The sequence below is a fragment of the Spirillospora sp. NPDC049652 genome (genome assembly GCF_040675125.1).
Lineage (GTDB): Bacteria > Actinomycetota > Actinomycetes > Streptosporangiales > Streptosporangiaceae > Spirillospora.
This window is the reverse complement of sequence record NZ_JBFAOF010001048.1, coordinates 1-2,345: the sequence shown is the minus strand read 5'-3', so window position 1 is coordinate 2,345 and position 2,345 is coordinate 1. Positions and strand designations below refer to the sequence as shown.

Genomic DNA, 2,345 nt, shown 5'->3' with positions numbered 1-2,345 from the left:
CACGTACGTCACGTACGACATGAGGTTGATCGGGTCATTCCAGACGATCGCCAGCCACGTGGCCTGCCGCTCGGCGGCCTCGGCGAGGACACCTCCGGCTACCGGTCGCCCGCCGCCGACTCCGGCACCGGCGGCTGGGACGCTCCGGCCGCTCCCCCGCCGCCCGCCCCCGCCGCGCCGCAGCAGCCGGCCGCCGCGGGCGCGTCCGGCGGCGACACCGGCGAGGGCAAGCTCCCGACCGTGGACGAACTGCTGCAGCGCATCCAGAGCGACCGGCAGCGCTCCTCCGGCGGCGGCCCGACCTCGTCCGGCGGCGGGATCGGCGCGGACAAGTCGTTCGGCAACTCGCTGGGCGACCCGCTGAGCGACCCGCTCGGCGCGCCCCCGTTCAGCGGCTCGAACAGCCCGTCGAGCAGCCCGTCCGGGAGCAGCAACGGTCCGACCGGCGGCTACCAGGCCGCGCCGACGTACAACGACGACCCGCTGTCCTCGGGACGCGACTCGTACGGCTCGTACGGCGGCGCCACGGGCGGCCAGCCGGCCGCGACGGGCGCGACCGGCGAGCCGGGCCGCTACGGCGACTTCGGCGGCGGCTACGGCGGCAACGACCCGCTCGCGTCCCGGGACACCGGGCCGCGCCCGACCGGGGGGTTCGACCCGAACTCCACCCAGGCGTACGGCTCCGGCTACGAGTCCGGCGGCAACGGCTCCTACAACCCGTCCTACGGCGGCAACCAGGAGCAGAACCCGCCGCAGCAGCAGGACGACTGGCAGAACCACCGCGACTACCGCCGCTGACCCGCCCGCCCCACCCCGACAAAGATCGAAGAGGCCGCCCACCGGGCGGCCTCTTCGCTTATCCGGACCTCCTTGCATATCCGAGCCTCCTCGTGCATCCCGGCCTGTTCGCCTATCCGGGCCTGTTCTCGTACCCGAGCCTCCTCTCGAATGCGGGCCTGTTCGCGTGTCCCAGGGCCTCCTCGCGAACCTGAGCCTCCTCGCACATCCGCGGCCTGTTCGGGTGTCCGGGCCCGGTCGCGTGTCCGGAGCCTGTTGTTGGTTCGGGGCCTGTTGTCGGTTCGGGGGATCGGGCTGGTCAGAGGCTGCTTGGATACGTAGCGTGAGATATGAGTCACGTAGAGCTTGGGACGTCCGGCGTGATGTGAGCGCTTCGTTCGTCGTGTTCCTGGTCGCGGTGCCGTTGGCGCTGGGCATCGCGGTGGCGTCCGGGGCGCCGGTGGCGGCGGGTGTGGTCGCCGCGGTCGTGGGCGGGGTCGTCGGAGGGCTGGCGGGCGGGTCGCCGTTGCAGGTCAGCGGGCCCGCCGCCGGACTGGCGGTGGTCGTCGCCGAGCTGGTCCACACCTACGGGTGGCGCGCGGCCTGCGGGGTGACGCTGCTCGCCGGGCTGCTGCAGGTCGCGCTGGGCGTCGCGCGGGTCGCGCGGGCGGCGCTGGCCGTCTCACCCGCGGTCGTCCAGGGCATGCTGGCGGGGGTCGGGCTGGCGCTCGTCCTGTCGCAGTTGCACGTCATGCTCGGCGGTCGGCCGCAGGGGTCGGCGTTCGCGAACCTGACCGAACTGCCGGGGCAGCTCGTGCGCGCGCACGGTCCCTCGACCGGTGTGGCGCTGGGGACGATCGCCGTCCTGCTCCTCTGGACGTATGTGGGTCGGCGGTACGAGGGCGGCGGACGGGCGGTGAGGGCGGTCCTGCGGGTGCCCGCCCCCGTCCCGGCGGTGGTGATCGCCACGGTCGGTGCGTGGGCGCTCCAATGGGACGTCAGGCACGTGGAGCTTCCCGGGCGGCTGTTCGACGGTTGGCGTCCGCCGGTGCTGCCGGACGCGCCGGTGCACGAGATCGTCGGAGCGGTCGCGGCCGTGGCGGTGCTCGCGGCCGTCGAGTCACTGCTGAGCGCGGTCGCGGTGGAGCGGCGGCGGCCGGACGGGGTGCCGCGCGCCGACCTGGACCGCGAGCTGCTGGGGCAGGGCGCGGCGAACGCGGTGTCCGGGCTGCTCGGCGGGCTGCCCGTCGCCGGAGGGGTCGTCCAGGGCACCGCGAACCTGGACGCCGGCGCGCGGACGCGGGCGGCGTCCGTCCTGCACGGGGTCTGGATCCTGGTGGCGGCGGTGAGCCTGGCTGCCCTGGTCGAGCGGATCCCGCTGTCGGCGCTGGCCGGGTTGCTGGTGGTGCTCGGGTTCCGGATGCTGGACCGGGCCCGGCCACGCGACCTGTGGAACCACCGCGAGGTCCCCGTCCACCTGGTGACGGCGGCGGGGGTGCTGCTGCTCGGGCTGGGCGAGGGGGTGCTGGCCGGAATGGCGGTCGCCGGGGTGCTGGCGCTGCGGCGGC

At 74.9% G+C, this 2,345-nt stretch carries 1 protein-coding gene and 1 pseudogene; both read left to right on the top strand.

The genetic code is table 11. From position 1 onward, the window contains the following. Positions 1-798: pseudogene (locus AB0J52_RS36685) on the top strand (hypothetical protein); the annotation flags it as partial. A gap of 364 nt (positions 799-1,162) precedes the next feature. Further along, positions 1,163-2,345: SulP family inorganic anion transporter (locus AB0J52_RS36680; protein ID WP_500187512.1), on the top strand; the 1,183-nt coding region annotated here is incomplete at its 3' end.